Below are 17,694 nucleotides of genomic sequence, written 5' to 3'. Positions count from 1 at the left end.
GCGTTTGTTTTCGGGGTTTCTGCCCTGAGGCGGCCATTCATTGTTTTGAGGTGGATCCCTTGGCCTTGCACCTGCTGCAGCAGAATGCTCTTGGCCTGGGCAACTGCTTTGTGCATTCGTTAGCTCTACACCTGCTGCGGCAGAATGCTCTTGGCCTGGGCAACTGCTTTGTGCATCCGGTGGGGCTGGCGGGGCAGGATAGTTGCAGAACTTGTCGGCTCTGGCCGGAAGATCCTCAGGCCGAGTGGGGAGTGGAGCAGGTGCTCCCTTTCCGAGAAGCCAGGGCAGCTCTCAAGGAGCTGGGTCTGGAGTTCATCGATGTGCTCAGGGTGGCTACAGGTGGAGAGGAGGTGGAGGTGTTGACCAGCTTGCAAGAGCAGCTCGAAGATATCAAGGTCATCTATGTGGAGTTTGCCTCTGAGCAAGACCGCAAGCGGATTGACCAGATGCTGGACCCTACCCATCTCCTCTGGCAGGGAGAAATTGTAGCAGGCCAAAGAGGAGTCCTTTGCTATTTAAGCAGGGCTTGCTTTGTCGACAACAATTCAAGCCTTGGAGGAGAGACTTAAGGTTATGAACTCAACCATTATCGTTACGGCCGCTGACAGCAAGTTTTTTGAATTGGTTCAGGGGACTATTCTCTCCATCCGAGAGAAACCTCAGGGGCACTCTGTAGATATTGGATTCTTGGATGTAGGCTGTACACCGGAGCAGTTGCAATGGATAGGTCAGTACGTTGACCACATTGTTGAGCCAGATTGGAACTATGATATTCCCGACATTGATAGACAACCCAAGTATCTCAAGGCACTAGTTTGTAGGCCTTTCCTTCCTGAATACTTTCCAGGCTATGAAGTTTATATTTGGATTGATGCAGATGCTTGGGTGCAAGACTGGTCTGCAATTGAGCTTCTTACCCTGGGAGCAAGATACAAAAACCTTGCAGTTGTTCCTGAGTTGCTAAATACTCTCTTCGATCCCTATCCATTTTCGCATCAAGCTTTTCACCTCTCGGGATACATCAAGTACTTTGGAGATGTATATAACCACCTATACATAAGACCAATTCTAAATGATGGTGTATTCTCTGGAAGTAATTCCGGTATTCACTGGGTAGCATGGAAAAACAGACTGAGCCAAGCTATCTCTATGAGCCGCGATCTATCCTTCTCAGATCAGTGTTCTCTAAACCTGGCTATTTATAATGACTTAGGGATAGATAACGTTCAAATTTTACCATTGTTTTGTAACTGGACAGTTCATAGTAAACTACCTCTATGGGATCCAAAAAGAAAGCTCTGGGTTGAGCCTTGGAAGCCTTACATCCCTTTAGGGATTCTACACATTACTACCTATAAAGCTAAGGATAGAAAAACTCATGTAGCTCATACTACCGATGGCTTCAAAGTTGAAGCCAGTCTTTGGTATCCTAGAAGCCATTCTTCTCCAATCAGAAGGTATGACTATGTATCAGCTAATCAAAAGAAAATATATCTCGACTACAACTTCCCTCTAATGACTGCTATCGATCCAGAGCCTCATCCCTGGCCTTATCTACGGAAAGAAGTTCCTCACCTTTGGACTGCGGATTTGCGTCAACCTACTATCGACTTTGTTAGTCGAGACGAGGCTCATATTCTGTACAATACTGCCCTTAAGCTACAAGGAAAAAACGCCCTAGAGATCGGCTGTTGGCTAGGTTGGTCAACTGCTCACTTGGCAGCAGGCGGGGTTATTCTCGATGCTATCGATCCTATTCTGGAAAATCCAACAGCTCATGAGAGCGTGAACCAGTCTCTCTGCTCGGCTGGAGTTCGCTCTAATGTCAATCTCTACCCTGGCTACAGTCCGGAAAAGGTAGAGGAAATTGCCCAGCAAGAGGATCGTCGCTGGTCTCTGATTTTCATCGATGGGAATCATGACTCACCAGCCCCCTTGCAGGATGCTCAAGTGGCAGAGCGCTATGCTGCTGAGGATGCCTTGATTCTGTTTCATGATCTAGCCTCGCCGGATGTGGCTGAAGGTTTGAATTACTTGAGAGACAGGGGCTGGAACACGATGATTTACCAGACCATGCAAATTATGGGAGTGGCCTGGCGAGGCAATGTCAAGCCCGTTGAGCATATTCCAGACCCTGCTGTGAATTGGACATTGCCAGAGCACCTCAAGGACTATCCGGTCTGTAACCTTGAGTTGTCTAGGGTGCTAGAGAAAGTTAAATCTTTTACCTTGCTGGGCTTTGAGCGTCTTTGGAGCCTTTATTCACTGGCTAAGCAGGTTTGTGAAGAAGACATTCCTGGGAACTTTGTAGAATGTGGTGTTTGCAGGGGTGGAAGCTCAGCTTTGCTGGCCTGGGTGATTAAGAACTACAGCCGTCGACCTCGCAGGCTATATGCTTTCGATACCTTCTCAGGTATGCCTGATCCAACAGAGGTGGATCGAGATTATCGAGGAGTTGGTGCCAACGATACGGGTTTTGGATCCGGTGCTTTAGCGGCACCCATTTCGGAGAACTTAGAGGTGATTGCCAGGGAACTAGGGGTCTGGGATCTAATTGTTCCTGTGCCGGGGCTGTTTGCCGACACCTTGCCTACCTATCGAGAGCAAGTGAGCGAGGTTGCTCTGCTGCATGCAGATGCTGACTGGTATCAGTCAACGATGGATATTTTTCATCATTTCTATGATCAGGTTCATTCTCAAGGATTCATCCAAATCGATGATTACGGACACTGGCAGGGATGTTGGAAAGCTGTTCATGACTTCGAGCAGGAAATCGGAGCCTTTTTCAGGTTGCATAGCGTCGATTACACAGGGGTTTGGCTGAGTCCTTCAGAAAACCTGGTAGTGATGAGAGATAGCCTAACAGAAACTTCCAAACCACAAGGGATCCGCCTGAGCAAGATCAACGTGGGTCTTTTCCCCTACTGGGAAATGGAGACAGAGCAGCTTATCCAAGAACTGGAGGGCTTGCTGGAGCCAATTCTGCGCAGTCCTCAGCCAGAAGACTATGCTCTGATCTTCCTAGGGGATCCGGATCCGCAACTGGCCAATCAAACTCTGGAGATAGCTGCAGGCAACATAGCTCTCAGGCTCATGGAAGAGGGGTTAGAGCTCAGTAGAGAGCCGTTCTGTTCAGTGGTAGCTGGCTTGAACCCCTATCAATGGGAGAGACTTATTCCCCAACTCAACTATCGCTATCTCTTGAAGCGGGAGCGCTTTCCCAAGGGATTACGGCCTGCTATTCAAAAGCTACCTGTGTTGCTGTTGGCCTCCTAGGGATCCATCTGTTGTCTTGAGTTACTTGGCTGTCTACAGGGCGTCTGGATCTACCCCTAGCTCTCGTAGCTTCCGGGCCAGGCGCCCTGCCCGTTGTTCGGCCTGCTCAGCCCTTTGCCGCTCCAGTTCGGCCTCGGTGGGTACCAGTTCCCCAGCAGCAGTGGCCCAGCGAATCCAGGTGGCCTCGATGTCCCGAAACCTGCCCTCCCACTTCACTAGGTACAATCCCAAAACCTCGCTCGGCAAGCAACCCTCTGCATCCTCTTTAATCGGCTCATAGCGGCCGCCCCTTAGCCGAAACCCCGCCCAGTCTTCTGGATCAAACGGGTCAAACCAAAAGTACTCCGGCACCCGGATAATCTGCTCATAAAGTTGCTTTTTGCTTGTTTTATCCTCCTGGGCAGTGCTGGGAGAAAGAAGCTCAATCACCACGTCCGGCCCTTTGCCCTGCTCCCAAATCACCCAGCTTTTGCGCTCGCCTTTAGGCACGCCCAACACCACAAAATAATCCGGCCCTTTGAAATTGCGGCCGCGGGTCTGCTCCAAGCTGTAGTAGAGAAACATATTGCCACCGACAAAGCCATCAGGGCGCTGCTGCAACCAGGTTTGGGTAGTGGAGATGAGCAAGTCCATCTGGCACCTGTGCCGCCAGCTTTCCATAGGTTCGCTGTCGTCGTAGGGGAGCTCGTCTTGGGTGGGGGGCAACTCGGGTAGATAAACCGGATCCAGCACCTCAGTAATTGGGTTCGGGTTAGTCATTGCCAGTTCTCCTCTCTTTACCCTTACAAGGTATCGGGATCCACCCCCAGCTCCCGCAGCTTCTGGGCCAGGCGCTCTGCTCGCTGTCGCTCTTGCTCAGCACGTTGGCGCTCGATTCTCTCAGCTTCTTCAGGAGTAGGCACCAGCTCCCCATTGGGGAAAAAGTAGCGCAGTTGTTGGTTATGGATCCCCAGATACAGCTCCAGCATCTCGCTCCAGCGCCAGCCCTGCTCCGTTGGCTCAATCTCCTCGTACTTCTCCCCCCTCAGTCGCAAACCCATAAACTCCTGCGTCTCCGGAGAATAGTAAAAGTACTCCGGTGTCCTGAAAATCCTTTCGTAAAGCTCCCGCTTCTCACCCCGATCCACTTTGGCAGTCGATTCCGAAAGCAGCTCGATGATCAAGTCCGGGTATTTGCCACCTTCTTCCCACACCACCCAAGAAGGGCGGGGGCGGTTTTCTACCCCTTTGACCAAAAACAGATCTGGCCCGCGGAAGTCTTTATTTTTGAGTTGCTCTCGGCTGTAGTAGACGGTGAGGTTCCAGGCGAGGAAGTAGTCGTTGCGGTCTTGCCAGAGGCGGGCGAGGCAGCTGACCAGAATCAAAAGCTGCAGGGCATGCAGGGAGTGTTCCATTTCGGGTTCATCGCTGAGCAGCCCCTGGGCCGAGGGCATGAGCTCCGCCAGTTGCTGGCGGGTGAGGGGAGTAATCTTTTCCTCGGCTTTCTCTTGGAGTTTTTCTTGGGCCAGCATTTTTGCACTCGGGGCAAGTGAATTAGCTGTAGGCTAACCCATCGATAGAACCGCCGGCAGGTGCTCTGCTTCAGGCTGACAGGGTGATAACAGGAGCGTTCTACTAACTGAAAGGCATAATAAGAGATGTAAACTTCTCCTTTTGTCCGCATGTCTTTCTGGAAACTTTTGGTGGTGATAGCGGTGCTGCTTTTCGGCTTGGCAAGCGGGATCCCCACCTTACAAGCGGCCACCCTGGGTGGATCCCCCTACAATCGCGCCCAACAGGAAGTTGTGATTGCAGCTAGCCCAGACCAGGTGTTAAAAGCGGCTGAGCAAGCCTTTCAAGTTTGGAAGCGGGGGGAACTGGTCTCTGTGGATGCTGAGGCGATGGAAGTGAAGGGGATCTCCCGCACCAACTTTTTTAAGTTCGTGGACGATCTAACGGTTTCGCTGTCGCCAATAGAAGGGGATCCTGGCCATACTCGTCTACACATTACTTCCGAAGGCCGTGTTGGGGAATATGATTTCGGCGGCAACCGGCGCAACATCAACGAGTACCTGAACACTTTGCGGTCGTTGCTGGAGCAGAGCTAGGGCCGACAGGACAAGGCGGGAGACTTATGTGGATCCACGTCTTTTGCCGTCTCTTATGATTCCTCGTTCTGTTCCAGCTTGGCCACACGAGCTTCCAGCTTGCGCAAGGTGCGTTGCAGCTCAGGCAAGTGCCGCTGGACGGCCATGCTCTTGCGCCATTCGGCAATGGGTTGGTGGGGGTAGCCGGCCACCGTTTGACCAGCAGGGATATCGCTGGTTACACCTGTCTGGGCGGCTACACGCACGCCATCGCCAATGTGCAGGTGCCCGGCCAAGCCACATTGCCCGGCCAAGATGACGTGGTGGCCCAACTGGGTGCTGCCGGCAATGCCCACCTGAGCCACGATCAGGCAGTGGGATCCGGTGCGCACGCCGTGGCCAATTTGCACCAGATTGTCGATCTTGGTGCCGCGGCCAATACGGGTCTCGCCAACGGCGGCCCGGTCGATGGTGGTGTTGGTGCCTACCTCCACGTTGTCTTCCAGCACCACCCGTCCCGCTTGGAGCATGCGCCGCCAGGAGCCATCCGCCAGGGGAATGTGGCCAAAGCCGTCGTCGCCAATGACAGCGCCGCTGTGGATGAGGCAATCATCCCCAATCTCCGTGCGCTCGTGAATAACGCAGTTGGCGAAAAGCTGACACCGGGATCCAATCCGCACCTGGGGATAAATCGTGACATTGGGATGAATTTGGGTGTGGTCGCCGATCCTCACCCCTTCCATCACCACCGCGTGCGGCCCGATTGCCACCCCCTCCCCCAGCTCGACGCTGGGATCGATCACAGCGGTGGGGTGGATGCCAACGGGCAGGCGGTAGGGTTGGTAGAACAGCTCAATGGCCTGGGCAAAGAGCAGACGGGGATCCCTGCCCCGCAAGCAGGCAATGGAACAGGGCAAAGCCAGCCCTTCCTCCACGATGACGGCGCTGGCCTGGGTTTGCTCCAAGAGAGGTAGGTAGCGGGCCTCGCTGAGAAAGCTCAGCTCCCCTGGGCGAGCCTCCGCCAGGCTGGCCACGCTGTGAATTTCCAGGGTGGGATCCCCCTCGTAGGCACACCCCAATTTTTGGGCAATTTCCTGTAGCTGCATTGGGGTTGACATCCTCTACGATTGCGGCAGCCGCACGTCCATCACGGTGCCGCGCAAGTTGTAGCCAAAGGTCTCTAGCTCTAGGGGAACACCGATTTTGACGCGATTGTTGCCCAGGACGATGCCATTCTCCGTCCGCTGGCCGCGCCCTCGCAAGGTAAACACCAGATCGAGGCGATAGGCTTCGGGATCGGGCAAGTTCTGCACCCGCCCATCGGGGAAAACCACTGGCACCGTGCGGCTGACATTTTCCACTCGCACCACCTCCACCTGGCCGTAGGGCTGGTTGCGGATGATCAGGTCAGCCTTCTGCCCCGCCTGAAAAGGTTCCATAGAGCGGCTGCTGACCCCGCGCACGATCATATCCACTTCCACCGGTAGCGTGGGGCCACCTCCCACCTGGACGACACTGCCCGCCTGCCGACCCGGAAAAAACAAGACGGCAACAATGGCCACCACCACAATTGCCAGAGCTCCCAGATCCAAGAGGCTGACCTTTCCCAAAAGCCGCCCCTGTTCGTCAATGACCCGCATATCACCTCTCCTCGCACACCCTGTTTTGATTCTAGGCAGGTTTGCTCCCCAAGTGGCTTTCCCGCTCTAGGGGATCCAAGCCAGCGTGCTGCTGCCCAGCAGTAGGCGGCGTTCCCGCCAGCGGTGCGAACCACTTTGTCCATCAGGAATGGGCAGCCCGTCCTGCAAATCCACCAACCACACTTGCGAGGCCATGATGGCTTGCCCGCTACGGCTAAGGGGAGCCGAGGGATCCGGGATCCCTGGGAACGGTTCCAAGAGCGTGTAGGCCAGCATGCGTCCATCCGGGGAAATGCTGAAGTCCAGATCGACGGGATAGGTGGCTCGAACCACCTCTATGGCGTTGCCTGCTTCAGTGCCGAGCGTTATCGCCAGCAGGCGGGGCGACTCGGTGTAGCTGGGGGAGTCCATCGCGACCTCGCCAACAGAATAATGCTCCGCACCGCTAACGTGAGAGACCTCACTGACCAAGGCGTAGAAGATGGGCGCCCGAGGGGAAAAAGCCCCTTTCAGGATGGATCCCTGGGTTCTCAAAATCTCCTCGCTGTTGCCGGTATTGCTGACGATGGAGAGGCTGCGGGTGTAGTCGGGATTGAAGCGCAGCAAAGCCCCGAAAGCCCCATCAGGGCGGATGGCTAAGGTTTGGCCGAACTGGGCTAGAAAGCTCTCCGCTGCCGCCCGTGGATGCAAGGGTACGATCCCCACCCCCTGTCCCTGCGAGATGAGCAGGCTGCTCTCATCGGGGCTAATGAAAAAATCTCCCCCCACCGCCGTATCCAGCTCTAGACGTTCAAAGGGATCCCGGCTCGTTTTCTGGATCCACAGCTCCGTCTGGACGGCAGCCATGGGATCCCGTTGCAGCGGGATCCGCTCTGCCACCACCAGTTCCCCCGTCGGCGAGACTTGGAAGCGCAGGTTTTGGTAACCCTGATGATCCAGCAGCAACCGCGAAGACAGATCCTCCAGATCCAGCCGGTACAGATCCTGGTGCTGTAGGTTGGTGGCCGTGGCGAAATAGTACACGAAGCGGCCATCAGCACTGGGCTGCATTTGGGTTACCTTGACCCCAGCTGGAGTCAGCAGAGTAGCGGCTCCCGTCTCCAGGTTGAACAGAAACATTCGCCCTCGCTGGGCAGGTTCGGTGCTGATCCCCAGCAACTGCCGATCCGGCGTGCGGAATTCCCCCTCAAAGGGCTGGGCCATGGGCTGGCCCCGTTCATCCACGGCTGCCTGCAGGCGCACCCGGTAGGTCTGGCCGTAAGGGGCTGGTTCTGTCAGCGTCCAAAAAAAGCGGCGACCCAGCTTGCGCATTCGGCCTGGCAGAGGGGGCTGGATCTCCAAATGCTCTTCAACGCTGACGGGATCCATCGGGCGGTTGAAGGTGAGCACCATCTGCACTTCTTGCGCCCCCACCCGTTGCTGTTGCCAGTTGAAATCCCGCACGTAAGGAGCTGTGTGGTTGCCCAACACCACCAGGATCACCCCGATGGCCAGGTTGCAGAGGGTGATCCCGGCCACCCAGCGATCCAGAGGCTGTGGGAACCACCGCGTCAGGGTTGCGCGCCAGTAAGATCCCGACCGGGCAGACATCTGACTCATAGGTTACAAACAACAGACAGGTATGGGCAGCCAGAACTTGGGGAGCTGCCTATTGCAGCATCAAAAAAAGAAAGTCTTCTAGGTTGGTTAGGAAGGTCAGCACCTCAGCGGTTGTTCGTTCTTCATCTGGGGATCCCAACTGGACGGCCTGTTGAATCAGCTCTCGAACCGGCGTTGGTCCTTGAAGCAGTGGCGCCAACCAGCTCACTTTCTCGGCAGGGATGCTGATCCGCCCGTGGGTGGCCCCTGTCCACTGCATTTCGTAGGGCCGCTTCTCTTGCAGGGCTTTGCTGTACTCCTGGCGAAAGCGGGGGTTGTCCATCAACAGGGGATTGAATTGTACGGATCCCGACAGCCAATCTTCGTCGCTCCAGGGCAGCACCGGCGAAGAGCCGGCATGCTCGGCCCAGAAGTCGATGAGGCGATGGACAGGGCGAAGGAGTTCATACAGATGCAGCCGCTCCATGATGCTGAGGGTTGCCAACCGCTGCCGCACAAACTCAGGCACCTCTTTAAACAAAGACTCCACCGACCAGTCGGGCCTATCCACCAAGCTCAAAAAGCTCAACCCCGCCTGCTGCAACATGCGAAACAGGTCGGGGATCGTGAACCCCTTGTCGTTGGAGAGTAGGTAATTATTCATAATGGCCGCATCTTCGGCATAGTTGGCCGGGTTCCAGAGCACCGCCTGGGCCACTTCTTCTCGCAGGGATCCCATAAACTCCCGCACATTTTGCGCCCCTACAGCCGGTGGAACGTCAAATTGGCCCACTTTTTGAAAGGCTTCCTGCAAGCGGAAAAACACCTGCCGTTGGCGGCGGCTGTGGAGATTGGCCCGGATGATGCCATCGGGCTTGAGGACATTTTTCATCGCCCGCAGGCCCTCGGTGGGATCCTCCAGCAAATACAAAACATCATTGAGGCTAATGAAATCAAACTGGATCCCCAGACGCTCCAGCTCCAGCAGATTGAGGACATAAAACTCGGCATCTGCGAAGCCGTGGTGGCGCAGGCGTTCCTCGGTAAGCTTGACCGAAGCCGGAGACAGATCACAGGCAACGATCTGGGCCCCTGGATTGGCCTCAGCCATCATCAACGTTTCCCAACCGGAGCCACAGCCGGCATTCAACAACACCTTGCCCTCCGGCGGGACGATGGTATGGGTGCGCAGGTACTGAGCCGTGGTATAGCTCATCTTGAACATCTCCGGCAGGGCGTTGCGGGCCGTCTGCGAGAGGGGCACATTGGGGTAAGGCAAAGCCTCGTAAAGGCTTAAAGCCCGTTCTGAAGCCGAGAGGGCGGAGCTGGCCATGGGCAGGGAGAGGCTCAACGGTTCAACTTATGATTGAGTGTAGCCCCTGTTCGCGACAGCCTCAGGGATCCGCAAAAAACTTGCCATGGCTACTGCTTCCTTGCCCCGTCGTCGCTCTCGCTTCTCCCTGGCAGGCACTCTGGCCGCCGTTGGGGGGGCGTTTCTGTGTGGGATCCTGGTGGTGCGGCTGCAGTTGCCGATGCTGGAGCGGATCAATCTGGGAGAATTGGAAAATGCCGAGGCCCGCAAAAACCGCAACATTGCCCTGGCCAATACGCTGGGGTGGCTGGGCTACCGCAACTTGGGGGCTTCCTGGCTGTGGCTGGAGCTGATCCAGTACTACGGGGATGCACCGGCTCGCACCCTGACTGGCTATGGCCTGGCCTACGACTACTTCGATCACATGCTGCGGCTGGATCCCCATTTCCTCTTGGGCTACCGGCTCTCTAGTTTGGTGTTGGCCTATCGGGCCGGCCAGCCGGAAAAAGCCGTCGAGATTTTGGATCGCGGCTTGCAGCAGTTCAACCCCCAAAACAACCCTGACGCCTGGCGACTCTACGTGGATCGTGCTCTACTTAACTTTATGTTTCTGGGGGACGCGGAAGCGGGCCGCACCGATTACTACCAAGCTGCTGCCTGGCGAGAGCAGGTGGGCCTGCCTGGAGATGAATTTCGTCAACTAGGAGATAACATCGCCCGCAGTCCTCTCAGCCGCCGTTCCCAATTCGATGTTTGGCTGAGCGTGTATAACTCCACCACCGACCGGGATACCCGCCTGTACGTCCTGGAACAACTGGCCCAATTGGGTACGGTGCTGCAAACGCTGCCCACCGGAGAGATCGAGATCCTCCCGCCACCTCTGCCCGACTTCCCCGACGAAGAACCCTATCGCTTGCGCCTGTGATTTGATCCGGGGGACAAAGATTGCGCCTTAGGGCTGTGACGTTGCCCCAAAAGGTGAGCTAAACTCTAACCCAAATTAAGCCAACCCAACGGGCCGACTCTTCGAGAGCCGCAGCTTTCCGCTGGAATCCGCTGGAAAAGTTTGCCTCTCTCACGTAGAGAGTAGCTGGCCCTGCTGACTTTGCAATGAGAAATTGCAATGCGAAAACAGTGGCCAGCCCCGTAGCAAGTCCTGGAGACGGTCTGGGGTTCCGGTTGGTTCCCGAAACTTCCCTATCTTATTATTTCTTAACTTTTGTTGTTCTTGTTCTGCACAATAGGAGTGACCCCCATGACCTCAAGAACTTCCCTTCTGATGACTGTGGCTGTCCTTTCGGGCAGTTGGCTTGTTCTTCCGGCGGCAGCACAATCTTCCGGGACGGCACGGGTGCGGTCGGTGGTAGATGGGGACACCTTTTGGGCGGACTTGAACGGCAGGCCAACCCGTTTCCGTCTGGCCTATGTGGATGCGCCGGAGCTGACCCAAGGGCGCTGGGGGCGGCTATCCCAAGAGGCTCTGCAAAACTTGCTCCCGACGGGATCCCTGGTGCAGGTGGATACCCTCTATGTCACACCGGAAGGGCTTCACATTGCCCAGGTGTACAACGCCGATGGTTTGGTGAATTTGGAGATGTTGCGCCAGGGTCAGGCGGTGGTTTACGAGCGCTTTTTGCACGGGGCCAATCGGCAACGCTACCTAGAAGCCCAAGAGGCGGCCCAAGCGGCGCGGTTAGGCTTCTGGCAGCAACGCAATCCGGTGATGCCTTGGGAGTTTCGGGAGACGGCCACGCAAACCTCGGCCTTTGCGGGGGTCAATGTTTTGGATGGTTCTTTGATTCGTGAAAATCCGGCGGCGGCTGCGGGTGTGGGGATTGCTACTGCGGTGGTGATGGTGGGTCTGAGCAAGGTGCTGTGGAGAAAGCCCAGCCGACAGAGGGTGAGCATCCGGCAGATGGAGCGGGATCTGAAACAATTGCAGCGCAGCCTGACCACAACCCTGGCCAGTCGCAAGCAACTGGAACGGCGGTACGACGAAATTTTGCAAAAGGCCGAAGATTGGTTTGTCAGGGCTGAGAAAGCCAGCCAACAGAACCAGGATGACCTTGCCCGCGAGGCTTTGGTTCGGCGCAACCAGCACATGAGCGCAGCAGAAGCGGTTCGCAAATCTTTGGATGAAGTTGAAGCACAGGTGGCAACCCTTCGCGAAGGCATTTCCCGCCTGGAAAGCCAGATCTCGATGGCCAAGCTGGAGCGGGAGATGAACAACTGACGCCAACGCGATCCAGCCCAACTCTTCCTTGGGAAAGGGGATCCCCGGATCCCCACAGTCGGGCTAAGGCAAGGACGGGGGCAGACTTTGCAGGATGGTGCGGACGACTGCGGCCGAGTTGAGCGCCGCCGTTTGAAAAAAACTCAAGAAATCCGTATCGTCCCCTGCATCGCTAACCGAGCGCACCAGCAAACAAGGGATCCCGGCTTCTTGCGCTACTCGCACCACGGCTGCCCCCTCCATCTCCACAACCAAAGCGCCGGTGCGTTCTCGGATTTGTCGGCGTAGGTCTGCGTCGGCCACAAACACATCGCCGGTGGCCACCAAGCCTTGATGAATGACGGGATCCCGGCCTTGTAGGGGGTGGAGAGGGATCCGCTCGGGATGGGCCACAATCAGGTCGTAGAGGGCGCTATCGGCCTCGGCCAGTGGGTGGCGCAACTCGGGAATAAAGTCGATCCCCAAGACAAAGCCCTCGGGTCGTCCGGTGCCAAAGTCGTGCTCAATCGCCGCATGGGCCAGCACCACATCTCCCATGTGCAGGTGATCGGCCAAGGCCCCGGCCACACCGGTAAAAATGATCCCCTGCAAAGGGAAATGGGCCACCAACAGAGCCGCCGTGGTTGCCGCCCGCACCTTGCCCACCCCACCTTGTACCACCACCACCGGTTGCCCCGCCAGGGATCCCTGGTGGAACTGTCGCCCCAGATGGGTATGGATGGAGCAGGTTTCCATTGCTGCGGTGAGCATGGCCACTTCCTCGGGCAGGGCTCCAAGAATACCAATGGCTTTCTGGGGGAGATGAGATGGAGATTCCATAGAGCTTCCCTCAGGTTCTTCGAAAGACTTTTGAACAGGCTCTCTCTCCAGTTGGCGGGGGGGATCGCTTGCCCTCACCTGTCCGGCCACTTAGTGAACCATTGCCAACGGTTTCATTCTCGCCTGAGTTGAGGATCCCAAAGCGATGACCGGATAGGTCGGAGTCTTAGGCGGTATAGCGGTATAGTTGAGGTGGTTGGATAGGGAATAGGGGGAAGACCATGGTCTACAGTGAGCCGCTCATGAGCACCTTTAACCCTTCGCCAGAGGTTTTTCCAGAGCCCCTTCGCTGCGTTGAGGTTGTCTCGGCGGTGGTTTCCAGCCTCAAAGAGGATGCGGCCTACGAAAACCATGAGCAGGGACACACCTGGAAGTTCACCTACGGCACGGCAGAAGTGTTCGTCCATTTGAGCGGCGAATCCCCAGAAGACACCCTTTTGGTATGGTCTCCTGTTCTCTCTCTGCCGGTGGCAGAACCCGCCAAGTTGATGCAGAAGCTCCTGGAGAAGAATTGGAGCGATACCCTAGAAGCGCGTTTTTGCATTTGGAACAACCAGGTGGTGCTGAACCACTACCGCACCTTGGAAGGGATCACAGCGGGCGAAATTTCCCGGGCCATCACCATTGTGGCCAGCTTGGCCGATGAATATGATGAGCCCCTCCAGGCCGAGTTTCCCAAAGTTTAGGGTCTGGCTTTGCCGGGATGGGATCCCAGGGATACTGGCTCCCCTACTGTGTGGCCCCTGGGGCCTGGCAAATGGAGCAGGATGCCTGGCTTCTGCAGCGGCTGCGCCATGACCCTCACCCCTGCCTGCGCTTTTATGGCTGGGATCAGCTTACCCTCTCGCTGGGACGGCACCAGGTTTGGCCAGATCCCCTGCCAGGGATCCCGATTGTGCGCCGACCCACGGGGGGAAGGGCGGTGCTCCATCAGGCGGCTGAGGATGCAGCAGAGCTGACCTACAGCTTGGTGTTGCCCCTTTCTTACTTGCAAGCCAGGTTGCCCAGTTTGCAGCGGGCCTGGGTGTACGACTTCTGTTGCCGCTTTTGGGTGCAGGGGTTGGCGGAGCTGGGCATTGCCATAGATGAGCCCGCTTTTGCTCACGGCCGAAGCCACCGGGATCCCGGCTACCGCAACAAGACCAGTTGCTTTGCCTCCCGTACCCGTGCTGACTTGAGCTGGCAGGGCAAAAAGCTGATGGGCAACGCCCAACTGTGGCAACCTTGGGGGATCCTGCAACAGGGATCCCTCCTATTGCAACCCAATCTAGAGCTGTGGGAACGGTATCTGCCCGGCTCGCAGGTGATTGGTATCTACGACATTTGCCCCACGGCGCCAGGGATCCCTGCTTTGATCGAACATTTTCTCCAGGCCGCCCGGGAGTGCTTTGAAGTGGAATGGCAAGAAGAAGCCTGGCTCCCTTGGCCGGACTGAGGGCCGGTTGCTGTTAACAATTACTAGCAACAAGAAGCGGCTTGTCTCAACCGTTCCCCAACTCCCCTCTCTCCCTGGGAAAAGGACTGCCAGTCTAGCCGAGACAGCTGTGCTAGAACCTAGGCAGCGCTCAGCCAGGTAAGCCATGCCGAAAGTTTGGGCGGCAGTTTTGCTAGTTGTATCCCTGCTGCCGCAGCCCGCTTGGGCCATTACCCTTGAACAAGTGCCCAACCCCCGCCGTCAGTATGGAGGGTGGGTTTCCGATACCGCCAACATCCTCAGCAGCAGCACCGAAAACGAGCTCAACCGTCTTATCACTCAGCTTGAGCAGCGCACCAGTGCCGAGATGGCAGTGGTTACCGTGCCGAATACTCAGGGATATGCAACACCAAAAGACTTCACCACGCAGCTATTTAACTACTGGGGGATCGGCAAGGCAGGCCAAAACAACGGGGTTTTGTTTCTCATCTCGGTAGGGGATCGGCGGGTGGAAATCGAAACGGGCAGGGGCCTGGTCGCTATCCTCCCCGACAGCCGAGTCCAGCAGATTATCGACCAGCAGATCCTGCCTCGGTTTCGCAATGGGGATTTTGATGGCGGCACTCTGGCGGGGGTGCGGCAGTTGACCTCGGTGTTGCAGGGCCAGCCCGTTGCAAATGTTCCTGCGGCAGCTTCTGGAGTTACCACCTCAACGATTGCAACTTCTTCTGGGGCAGTGGCCCAGGGCATTGATTCTTCCCTGGTGGAAGGGATCCTGCTGCTGCTGGGGATCATCATTTTGGGACTGGGGTGGCAGCGCTCTCGCATGCCCGTCTCTCTAAGGGCTGAGCGAGGGGGAAGACAAGTCCTCTCCCTGACACGCAGAGATCCAAGAACAGGTGCTGTGCTCTCTTCGGTTCAGAGCGACCCCATTCGTCTCTTCCTCTATTCGGGATCCCTCTGCCTTGGCGTGTTCCTAGGATTGTCCAGCGGCAACTGGCTGGGGTTCGCTCTGCCGGTTGTGGCTGCTATGGCCACTGACGGCACCTTGGGCCGGAAGCGTGGGATCCCTTTTCAGCCGGTGGTTTGTCAAGCCTGTGGTCGACCCATGCGACTCATCTAGCCCCAGCTTCTGGATAAGTACCTTCCCCAAGAGCATCGCCTGGCCAGGAGCCGCGGCAGAGCTCGCTACTACGGCTGGTTTTGTCCTACCTGTCAAGGAATAGCTGTGGTTGTGCGCGAAGGCACGCTCTCCCGACACCTTTACTGCCCTCGGTGCCAAGCCCTCACCCTCGACCTCACCACACAGGTTCTCAGGGAAGCCACCTATTCCTCTAGCGGCTTGAAGCTGGAAATCCTGAGCTGTCCTATCTGCGGGTACCGCAGCGAGCGAGAGGTGGTCATTCCCGAGCTCAGCGACACAGACACAGATTCAGACTTCGGTGGAGATTCAGGTGGAGATTCAGACTTCGGTGGCGGCAGCAGCGGAGGTGGCGGGGCGGGCGGCAGTTGGTGAGACTCAACTCTAGAGATTTCTCTATCGATCTGAAAAGGGAGTCGGGCTTCTCTTAAATCCGCCAGGACAGTACAGTGGTAAGGGAGCAGCAATAGAAACTGGCTAAGGACGGATCTCTCATGACCCTCGGAGAAGGCGTACAACTGGTTACGTTTGTGGTGCTATCGGCGATGGCCATTGGCTTCGCGCTAGGCGTGGTTTGGGCCCCCAGCATTGTCTATTCCGGTTTTCTGCTCGGGGGCGTTTTCCTGAGCATGGCCGGGTTGTATCTCCTCTTGAATGCCGATTTTGTGGCCGCAGCCCAAGTTCTGATCTACGTCGGCGCGGTTAATGTGTTGATCCTGTTTGCCATCATGTTGGTGAATCGGCGCTACACCTTTGCCCCCCTGAAGCTGGGCTGGCTGCGCAACGGAGTGACGGCAGTCGTGTGCTTGGGGTTGTTTGCCCTTCTGACGGCGATGGCCCTGAACACCCCCTGGCAGTTAGAGCCAATCCAACCCATGAGCAGTGTTTTGGTGATGGGTGGGCATTTCTTCAGGGAGTATCTGTTGCCTTTCGAGCTGGCCTCTATCCTGCTGTTGATGGCTCTGATCGGTGCTATTGTGCTGGCGCGTCGAGAGTTTGTCATTCCCCAAGCCGGAGAAGGGGATCTGAGCTTGCTGGAGCGGGCCCGACCCCAGCTGGAATCAGAGTCAGAACGACCGGCAGAGCTGGTGAGCACCCGCTAAAGCTGACTGCTCTCGGCCATAAAACCTAGAGCTTTCCCGAGGCCCCTGTCATTGTGTATCTACATGGAGCTCATCGCGATGTTGCAACTGCAGTTTTTCTTGGTGGTGGCAGCGATTCTTTTCTGCATTGGTATTTACGGATTGATTGTGAGCCGCAATGCGATTCGCGTCCTGATGTCGATTGAGCTGATGCTCAATGCGGTGAACCTGAACTTCATGGCTTTCTCCAACTTTGTCGATTCAGCGATGATTCGCGGCCAGGTGTTCTCGGTGTTTGTCATCACTGTGGCGGCTGCCGAGGCCGCAGTGGGCTTGGCCATCGTGCTGGGGATCTACCGCAACCGCGCCACTATCGATATGGAGAGCTTTAACTTGCTCAAGTGGTAGACTTTTTCGATTGTTTAGTTTGTATCAAGGCAAGGCTGGCTAATTCAAGTGAAGGCCAGAATGCCTGAGTAGAGCAAAGCTCCCAAAACAGGCAGGAAAACCAGCAGACCCAGCCAGCGGGATTTATTCAGGCGGGGTGGAATGGCAAAGATCACCCAGATACCGAAGATCAAGTTGACTAGGGGAATGAAGAAGAGGATCACCCACCAGCCGGGTTTACCAGCAGCTCGACACATCACCCAGATGTTAGCAATCGGGATCCAAGCTAACCAAGCATTCGGCACGTTTAGCTTCTCTCCAATCACCATTAAGGTGTAGCTAAAGAAGGCGTAAAGGGCAACGGCAATCAGCCCTGGTAAAAGCTCATCCATCGTGACCCTCCCACATATTTGATATTTGCGAATGTCAACTCACTTGTCTCCAGCGTCTCTTTGGTGTCAGAGACAACCCTCGAATCTATACAGCTATAAGGCCAAACCGCAAGAAAACCAACTTTCCAAAGCTGTTCAGGAGCTACTCTGATCCCGCCCACAAAGTTAGCCAAAAGGGATCCCGTTGTCCAGACTTATCTGTCAAGTTTCATCAAGAATTCTGTCAAGTTTCATCAAGAATACAGATCTGACGAATAATCTCTCAAGCACGGGGGGGCAACGGCGGGCATTGGATCCCGGGAACCAGGGATTCCAGCAAGCCGCTACAGGCATCCCAGAGCAGCTCGATCACGT

18 protein-coding genes and 1 pseudogene are annotated in these 17,694 nt (G+C 56.2%); 11 read left to right on the top strand and 8 right to left on the bottom strand.

Translation table 11 applies throughout. From position 1 onward, the window contains the following. A pseudogene (locus NW839_RS09765) lies at window positions 1-569 on the top strand (hypothetical protein); the annotation flags it as partial. 4 nt (window positions 570-573) lie between these two features. Continuing rightward, window positions 574-3,276: a TylF/MycF/NovP-related O-methyltransferase gene (locus NW839_RS09760; protein ID WP_414351732.1), complete on the top strand. Its 2,703-nt coding sequence runs from the start codon at window positions 574-576 to the stop codon at window positions 3,274-3,276. 33 nt (window positions 3,277-3,309) lie between these two features. Here the strand turns inward: NW839_RS09760 and NW839_RS09755 are convergent, their stop codons facing one another. Beyond that, window positions 3,310-4,035 carry a Uma2 family endonuclease gene (locus NW839_RS09755; RefSeq protein WP_414351733.1) on the bottom strand — a complete coding sequence of 242 codons (726 nt, stop codon included), beginning with the start codon at window positions 4,033-4,035 and terminating at the stop codon, window positions 3,310-3,312. Window positions 4,036-4,058: 23 nt separating this feature from the next. Then, on the bottom strand, window positions 4,059-4,745 hold the full coding sequence (locus NW839_RS09750; protein WP_414342578.1) for a Uma2 family endonuclease: 687 nt from the start codon (window positions 4,743-4,745) through the stop codon (window positions 4,059-4,061). Window positions 4,746-4,937: 192 nt separating this feature from the next. Between NW839_RS09750 and NW839_RS09745 the strand changes: the two genes are divergently transcribed. Then, window positions 4,938-5,363, top strand: coding sequence for a DUF1499 domain-containing protein (locus NW839_RS09745; RefSeq protein ID WP_414342567.1), 426 nt, complete (start codon window positions 4,938-4,940; stop codon window positions 5,361-5,363). A 53-nt stretch (window positions 5,364-5,416) separates the two neighbouring features. Here the strand turns inward: NW839_RS09745 and lpxD are convergent, their stop codons facing one another. The 4 genes from lpxD to NW839_RS09725 form a co-directional block, all read right to left on the bottom strand. Then, window positions 5,417-6,448 carry a UDP-3-O-(3-hydroxymyristoyl)glucosamine N-acyltransferase gene (gene lpxD, locus NW839_RS09740; RefSeq protein WP_414351740.1) on the bottom strand — a complete coding sequence of 344 codons (1,032 nt, stop codon included), beginning with the start codon at window positions 6,446-6,448 and terminating at the stop codon, window positions 5,417-5,419. 15 nt (window positions 6,449-6,463) lie between these two features. After that, window positions 6,464-6,982 (bottom strand): DUF4330 domain-containing protein, encoded by a 519-nt coding sequence (locus NW839_RS09735; protein WP_414351734.1) that lies wholly within the window; start codon window positions 6,980-6,982, stop codon window positions 6,464-6,466. A 66-nt stretch (window positions 6,983-7,048) separates the two neighbouring features. After that, the gene (locus tag NW839_RS09730) at window positions 7,049-8,572 is read right to left on the bottom strand and encodes a hypothetical protein (RefSeq protein WP_414380609.1); all 1,524 of its coding nucleotides are present in this window, start codon (window positions 8,570-8,572) and stop codon (window positions 7,049-7,051) included. A gap of 58 nt (window positions 8,573-8,630) precedes the next feature. Further along, on the bottom strand, window positions 8,631-9,911 hold the full coding sequence (locus NW839_RS09725) for a class I SAM-dependent methyltransferase (RefSeq protein WP_414380607.1): 1,281 nt from the start codon (window positions 9,909-9,911) through the stop codon (window positions 8,631-8,633). Window positions 9,912-9,978: 67 nt separating this feature from the next. Here NW839_RS09725 and NW839_RS09720 point away from each other — a divergent pair, with 67 nt between their 5' ends. Next, on the top strand, window positions 9,979-10,797 hold the full coding sequence (locus tag NW839_RS09720) for a hypothetical protein (protein WP_414351738.1): 819 nt from the start codon (window positions 9,979-9,981) through the stop codon (window positions 10,795-10,797). 330 nt (window positions 10,798-11,127) lie between these two features. Next, entirely contained in the window at window positions 11,128-12,105 is a 978-nt protein-coding gene (locus tag NW839_RS09715; RefSeq protein ID WP_011432908.1) for a PspA/IM30 family protein, read from the top strand. A gap of 63 nt (window positions 12,106-12,168) precedes the next feature. On the opposite strand, the gene NW839_RS09710 is transcribed toward NW839_RS09715, so the two are convergent. Beyond that, window positions 12,169-12,924 (bottom strand): 5'-methylthioadenosine/adenosylhomocysteine nucleosidase, encoded by a 756-nt coding sequence (locus NW839_RS09710; protein WP_414357952.1) that lies wholly within the window; start codon window positions 12,922-12,924, stop codon window positions 12,169-12,171. A 221-nt stretch (window positions 12,925-13,145) separates the two neighbouring features. On the opposite strand from NW839_RS09710, the gene NW839_RS09705 reads away from it, so the two are divergent. The 6 genes from NW839_RS09705 to nuoK all read left to right on the top strand — a co-directional run bounded on the left by NW839_RS09705 (window position 13,146) and on the right by nuoK (window position 16,969). Continuing rightward, window positions 13,146-13,610 carry a YbjN domain-containing protein gene (locus NW839_RS09705; protein ID WP_414328810.1) on the top strand — a complete coding sequence of 155 codons (465 nt, stop codon included), beginning with the start codon at window positions 13,146-13,148 and terminating at the stop codon, window positions 13,608-13,610. A gap of 17 nt (window positions 13,611-13,627) precedes the next feature. Next, the gene (locus tag NW839_RS09700) at window positions 13,628-14,359 is read left to right on the top strand and encodes a lipoyl protein ligase domain-containing protein (RefSeq protein WP_414351344.1); all 732 of its coding nucleotides are present in this window, start codon (window positions 13,628-13,630) and stop codon (window positions 14,357-14,359) included. Window positions 14,360-14,504: 145 nt separating this feature from the next. Then, window positions 14,505-15,461 (top strand): TPM domain-containing protein, encoded by a 957-nt coding sequence (locus NW839_RS09695; RefSeq protein ID WP_414351342.1) that lies wholly within the window; start codon window positions 14,505-14,507, stop codon window positions 15,459-15,461. A 105-nt stretch (window positions 15,462-15,566) separates the two neighbouring features. Beyond that, entirely contained in the window at window positions 15,567-15,854 is a 288-nt protein-coding gene (locus tag NW839_RS09690) for a hypothetical protein (RefSeq protein WP_414351341.1), read from the top strand. Between the two features lie 119 nt (window positions 15,855-15,973). Next, window positions 15,974-16,582: an NADH-quinone oxidoreductase subunit J gene (locus NW839_RS09685; RefSeq protein WP_414351339.1), complete on the top strand. Its 609-nt coding sequence runs from the start codon at window positions 15,974-15,976 to the stop codon at window positions 16,580-16,582. Window positions 16,583-16,663: 81 nt separating this feature from the next. Next, window positions 16,664-16,969 carry an NADH-quinone oxidoreductase subunit NuoK gene (gene nuoK, locus NW839_RS09680; protein ID WP_414328814.1) on the top strand — a complete coding sequence of 102 codons (306 nt, stop codon included), beginning with the start codon at window positions 16,664-16,666 and terminating at the stop codon, window positions 16,967-16,969. A 44-nt stretch (window positions 16,970-17,013) separates the two neighbouring features. Here nuoK and NW839_RS09675 read toward each other — a convergent pair whose 3' ends face one another. Then, complete coding sequence (locus tag NW839_RS09675) at window positions 17,014-17,340, bottom strand: DUF5684 domain-containing protein (protein WP_011432901.1); 327 nt, start codon at window positions 17,338-17,340, stop codon at window positions 17,014-17,016. Window positions 17,341-17,694 lie beyond the last annotated feature (354 nt).

Source organism: Synechococcus sp. R5-15, from assembly GCF_047462035.1.
Taxonomy (GTDB): Bacteria; Cyanobacteriota; Cyanobacteriia; order Thermostichales; family Thermostichaceae; genus Thermostichus.
The sequence above is the reverse complement of the archived record's forward strand: the minus strand, read 5'-3'. Positions and strand labels throughout refer to the sequence as shown.